General features: G+C 64.6%; 6 protein-coding genes. 1 reads left to right on the top strand and 5 read right to left on the bottom strand.

Translation table 11 applies throughout. From position 1 onward, the window contains the following. The first annotated feature begins 240 nt into the window (after nucleotides 1–240). Complete coding sequence (locus AAF604_24775) at nucleotides 241–1,869, top strand: CSLREA domain-containing protein (GenBank protein ID MEM7052900.1); 1,629 nt, start codon at nucleotides 241–243, stop codon at nucleotides 1,867–1,869. 95 nt (nucleotides 1,870–1,964) lie between these two features. Here AAF604_24775 and AAF604_24770 read toward each other — a convergent pair whose 3' ends face one another. The 5 genes from AAF604_24770 to AAF604_24750 form a co-directional block, all read right to left on the bottom strand. Next, nucleotides 1,965–2,432 (bottom strand): cytochrome c, encoded by a 468-nt coding sequence (locus AAF604_24770; GenBank protein ID MEM7052899.1) that lies wholly within the window; start codon nucleotides 2,430–2,432, stop codon nucleotides 1,965–1,967. A gap of 10 nt (nucleotides 2,433–2,442) precedes the next feature. Further along, nucleotides 2,443–2,868: a DUF420 domain-containing protein gene (locus AAF604_24765; GenBank protein MEM7052898.1), complete on the bottom strand. Its 426-nt coding sequence runs from the start codon at nucleotides 2,866–2,868 to the stop codon at nucleotides 2,443–2,445. Further along, nucleotides 2,856–3,422: an HD domain-containing protein gene (locus AAF604_24760; protein MEM7052897.1), complete on the bottom strand. Its 567-nt coding sequence runs from the start codon at nucleotides 3,420–3,422 to the stop codon at nucleotides 2,856–2,858. The genes AAF604_24765 and AAF604_24760 overlap by 13 nt, the downstream gene beginning before the upstream one ends. 57 nt (nucleotides 3,423–3,479) lie before the next feature. Then, nucleotides 3,480–4,112 carry a dienelactone hydrolase family protein gene (locus AAF604_24755; protein ID MEM7052896.1) on the bottom strand — a complete coding sequence of 211 codons (633 nt, stop codon included), beginning with the start codon at nucleotides 4,110–4,112 and terminating at the stop codon, nucleotides 3,480–3,482. Further along, a partial coding sequence (locus tag AAF604_24750) for a ring-cleaving dioxygenase (protein ID MEM7052895.1) occupies nucleotides 4,109–4,252 on the bottom strand: 144 nt, incomplete at its 5' end. The genes AAF604_24755 and AAF604_24750, both read right to left, overlap by 4 nt.

Below are 4,252 nucleotides of genomic sequence, written 5' to 3'. Positions count from 1 at the left end.
GGCCTCCTCTCCCGTCGCGGCGGCTGAGCCGCCGCCGGGCCGGGGGCGCCCAGCCCTCTCGGGCCCGGAAGCAGGTTGCCAATGAGTTTTTCAGCAACCTGCTAGCGCAAGATTTCGTTGGCACGTTTTCCTCCGACTTCTCGTGGACGGAGGCACGGAACGAAAGTCGAACCGATCAACCCACAACGTTCCGCAACCCGACGGGCCCCGAGACGGCCTCGTCCCGCTGGAGAAAGTGCCATGAACACACGCTCGATCTTGATACTGGGTCTTTTCCTGACCCTCGCCACCGCCGGCTCTGCCCACGGCAACACCATCACCGTCAACTGGCCCCAGGACGACAACACGCCGAACGACGGCCGCTGCACACTGCGCGAGGCGGTGCAGGCGGCGCAGGACGACAACATGAACCAATCGAACCAGGATTGCGCCTGGGGCGAGGACACCGACACCATCGTCTTCGCTGGCTCCGAGATCCCGGCCGGTACCAGCATCATCCTGAACACCCAGATTCAGCTCAGCTCGAACCTGATCATCCGCGGTCCCGCCACCATCGAGGGCACGGGCTCCGAGCGGCTGTTCCGCATCGGCGGCAGCTTCGACATCACCTTCCGCGACCTCACCCTGACCAAGGGCAACGAGACCGGTGCCGGGGGCGCACTGCTGATCAACAGCCCGGGCGCCAAGGTCACGATCGAGAAGGTCAAATTTCGCGACAATGTCGCGGAGAACAACGGCGGTGCCATCTCGAGCTCGAACGCCAAGATCACCATCCGAGACTCGGAGTTCACTCTCAATCAGACCACCAACGTCGGCGGTGCCCTACGCGGCAGCAACATCACCATCGAAGATACGCTGTTCAATGACAATACCGCCGAGCTCGGCGGCGGTGCCATCTACTGCGCCAGTGGCAGCCAAACTCAGCCGATCGTCATCCGGCGCAGCGCCTTCGAAAGCAACACCGCTTGGGGCGAGGAGGAAGCCGGCACCCAAACCACCGGCGGAGGCGCCATCATGAGCAACTGTCACCTCCAGATCGAAGACAGCGAGTTCGTCGCCAACATGGCCTTCGGAGTCGTGGGAGGAGGAGCGATCATGCACGGACACGCAGGCGTTGCTCACATTACCCGCAGTGTTTTCCGGCTCAACAGCACCGGTTTCGGGAGCCTCAACCAAGGTGCGGGCGGTGCCATCTTCGCCTTTGGACAGCTCTTCCTCGATCGAAGCGTATTGACCGACAACGTTGCTCGCAGCGGTCGCGGAGGTGGCGCGCTCTACTTCGAAAACTCCCTCGGCAGTCAGGTATCGAATTCCGTCCTGATGGGAAACATCGCCCAGATGGACGAGAATCACTTCCTGCAACAGCCACCTCAGCAGCCTTCTCCAGGCGGAGCGATCACCGTCAAGCAGGACAGCGAGATCGAGATCATCCACTCCACCATCGCATGGAACTATGGTGAGAGTGACATCGACTACCACACGTCGACGGCCAACGGCTTCGTCGCTTTCCAGAACTCTCTGATCGTGGGCGCTTTCACCAAAGAAACCTGCGGCGGCGACGGCATCTTCTACGGGGGTGAAACGGTTCAAAGCGGCGGAAACCTGCAATCTCAGGAACCGGCCACTCCAACCTGTCCGGAGGTTCCGACGGCGGAGCTCAAGCTGTCCGTCGACAATGGCGACTTCGGCGTGTCGACGCCTTCCGGCCTGCTGAAGTTCGATTATCCGGCGCCAGACTACTTCGGACCCGCCATCGGTGCCGGCGTCGCCACCTTCTGCTCCAATCCTCCGATCAGCACCCGCGACCTCCTGAACACCGGTCGCAACCTTCCCTGTGACATCGGAGCGGTGGAAGTTCCGACCCAGTAGACGACCAGCGCGGGTCTCGAGGGGGGCTGGTCCTCGGATGCCCCCCTCGCCTCTACCCCGACTACCCAGGAAAACTCCTGTACCGACCTCCAGGTTCAGCTCTGATCGTCGGGAACGGCCGCCAGAACCCGTTCCAGGGTCACCGTCGGCGAGCCACCGAAGCTCTGCAAGTAGGCGATCACCGCGGTCACTTCTTCCGGCGACAGGGACATCGGGGGCTGGGTCGCGATCGGCATGCCGGGACTGAAACCCGGCGTGATGAAGGCGTCGGGCTGATAGAGGGACTGCACCAGGTACTCGACATCGTCGAGGCCCTCGACCCGGGTGCCGGCATTGGCGGCCATCGTGGTGACATCCGGGTAGCGCGCCGAGCCGTTGTGACAGGTGAGACAGATTCCTTTGCCTGCGAAGATCTCCTTGCCCCGAGCGACGAGCTCGCTGGCGCCGTCATCGGCCCCCGAGGCGGCGGGCCGACTGGCGGCCGGCGGGCCTGCCTCGCCGCAGGCGCTGAGCATCAGCAGCACCGCCAGCACAGTCCCGACCAGGCCGAGCGGCGCCTTCACCGCCAGCGTCCTACTGCACCGGTAGCTGGTAGAGCATCAGGTAGACCAGCACTCCGGTGATCGAGACGTAGAGCCAGATCGGAAAGGTCCAGCGAGCAATCCGGCGATGCTCATCGAAGCGCTGCCGCAACGCTCGCACCAGGGTGATGAGGGCCAAGAAGGGCACCGAGGCGGCGAGCACCGTATGGCTGATCAGAATCGCGAAGTAGAGGGTTCGAACGGCACCCGTCCCCTGGAAGCGGGTCGCTCCCACCTGGTAGTGGTAGGTCAGGTAAGAGATCAAGAACACCACCGAGAGACCGACCGCCGCCAGCATGCATCGACGATGGGCCTCCCGCTTGCCGCGGCCGATCAGAATCCGACCGGCGATCAGCAAGCCGCTGACCACGGTGTTGATACTGGCGTTGAGAGCTGGCAGCACGGTCAGGTCGAACATTCGCCTTCCTCGCGTCGACGCCGTAGGGCCTCGAAGAGCTCCCGCACCGGCTCGATGGCGGCCTCCGGAAAGTTGGCCTCGTTCTCCCAAAACTCGCTCAAGCCACCACTTCCCCAGGTCTCGTAGGTGGTCGCCTTGAGCATCAACTGCAGCTTGTCGCAAGCCTTGACCAGCCGCGCCTCGGCGCTGCTGCCCGCCTCGTACTCACGGTAGAGCTCGCGGCTGCGCTCCGGCAACGGAGCCAGGACGTCATCGATCACCGCCCGCTCGGCGCTCTTTTTCGCGCCCGGCGGAAAGTACTGCCCGGCGGTGCGCGGCAAGTCGCCGAGGCGGACCTCGGCGAGATCGTGAACCAGGGCGATCTCGACAGCTCGCGCCACATCGAGATCCGGAACCCGGGGACCAAGTGCCCAGACCAGAAACAGGACATGCCACGAGTGCTCGGTGACGCTTTCCGGCGAGGTAACCCCACGCAGCGTCCAACCGCTGCGCGGAACCCGGTCTAAATGCTGTAGCTCCAGAACGACATCGAGAAGAGATTCATTGCGCTTCATCGCGGTCAGCCTACAACACCGTGGACGGGTCCTGGACCCCCTTTCGGCAGGTCGACGTCAGGGCTTCAGCACCTCATCGAGGAGAGTACGAACGCGGGTCAAATGGTGCGGCAGAACGCCATGGCCGAATCCCGGTTCGAGGTGCATCTCGACGTCGGCCCCACGAGCCGTCAGGACCCTCGCCGACTCCTCCACCCGCGCCACCGGAATGTGCGGATCGGCATCGCCGCAGGCCAGCAGGATCGGCGTCCCGGCCAGCGAACCAGAATTAGGCCAAAGCGTCCCCGGGGGGCCGATCAGACCCCCCGCCAAGGCGATCACCGCAGCGAAGCTCCGCGGCTGCCGGACCGCCTGCTCGAGCGCCAGGCAGGCCCCCTGAGAGAATCCCAGGATAGCCCGTCGCTGGGCCGGAATCCCTTCTTGGTCGAGGCTCGCCGCAAGCCCCGAAACCACCTCGAGGGCGGACGACAGGGCAGGTTCGTTGTCTTCCAGGGGAGCCATGAAACGCTGCGGATACCAGCTACCGTGACGGGCCTGCGGAGCGCACCACAGGAGATCTTCCCGCTCGAGATGACGAGCCAGCATCAGAATGCTCTCCGCCGAAGCCCCTCGGCCGTGGAGCAGCACGACGGCGCCTCGGCGAGGGTTCCCCCAACGCGCCACCGGACCACCCTGGTGCCAGGAGCTCACGAGTCCTCCGAGGCGCCACCCTCGGCGAAGTCCACTTCCGGCAGCATCTCCTCGATGCGCCGGCGCTCGCTCTCCAGCCAGGGCGGTAGTTTGAGAGCTCGGCCGAGATCGGCGCGTGCCTCGTCGCGGTGGAAGCCCGG

The sequence above is a fragment of the Acidobacteriota bacterium genome (genome assembly GCA_039028635.1).
In the GTDB taxonomy this organism is placed as follows: domain Bacteria; phylum Acidobacteriota; class Thermoanaerobaculia; order Multivoradales; family JBCCEF01; genus JBCCEF01.
This window is presented reverse-complemented; position numbering and strand designations above follow the sequence as displayed.

Coding starts and splice junctions, on each gene's coding strand:
- AAF604_24775 (MEM7052900.1), top strand. CDS start 241: ATGAACACACGCTCGATCTTGATACTGGGTCTTTTCCTGACCCTCGCC.
- AAF604_24760 (MEM7052897.1), bottom strand. CDS start 3,422: ATGAAGCGCAATGAATCTCTTCTCGATGTCGTTCTGGAGCTACAGCAT.
- AAF604_24765 (MEM7052898.1), bottom strand. CDS start 2,868: ATGTTCGACCTGACCGTGCTGCCAGCTCTCAACGCCAGTATCAACACC.